The sequence below is a fragment of the Bradyrhizobium sp. P2_E8 genome, from assembly GCF_056403875.1.
Genome location: NZ_JBFUES010001768.1, coordinates 1 through 751 on the forward strand (window position 1 = coordinate 1; position 751 = coordinate 751).

Sequence of the window (751 nt, forward strand, 5' to 3'; positions counted from 1 at the left end):
GCCCAGACCCATCCCGAAGACATCGCCACCAGCAGCGCGCAGATCGCGAGCACCGAGGTCGCGGCATCAGCCATGACGTGGACATAGGCCGCACGAAGATTGTTGTCGTGATGATGGTGGTGGTGATGATCATGATCGTCGTGATCATGATGCGCATGGCCGTGGCCGTGATCATGGCCGTGATGATGGTGATCATGGCTGCCGCGCAGCAGCCACGCGCTGGCGAGGTTGACGCAAAGGCCGAGCGCCGCCACCGCGATCGCCTCGCCATAGACGATCGGCACCGGCGTGAACAGCCGCAGCACGCTCTCATAGGCGATCTCGACCGCGATCAGGCCGAGGATAATCGCGCTGGAGAAGGCGGCAAGGTCTCCGAACTTCCCGGTGCCGAAAGTGAAATGCGAATTCCCCAGATGACGGCGCGCGAAGCGGTAGGCGAACGCGGCAATGCCGAGCGCCGCCGCATGCGTGCCCATGTGCCAGCCGTCGGCCAGCAGCGCCATCGAGCCGAACAGCGAGCCGGCGACGATCTCGCCGACCATCATGACCAGGGTCAGGACCACCACGAGCCAGGTGCGCCGCTCGTTCTCGTCGTGCCGGTCGCCGAGGAAGGCGTGGTCATGGGTCCATTGCTCGATGGAATGGGAGTGCATCGGCTCAACTCTCCGGAAAACAGAATCTGCGTGGCCCGAATATAGGCCCCGGCAGCATATCTTTCTAACGTCAAATGCCGCCGAAACCGGCGATTGAC

1 protein-coding gene is annotated in these 751 nt (G+C 63.2%); it reads right to left on the bottom strand.

The genetic code is table 11. From position 1 onward, the window contains the following. Positions 1–653: CDF family Co(II)/Ni(II) efflux transporter DmeF (gene dmeF, locus AC1D00_RS43785; RefSeq protein ID WP_477015024.1), on the bottom strand; the 653-nt coding region annotated here is incomplete at its 3' end. Positions 654–751: the final 98 nt, after the last annotated feature.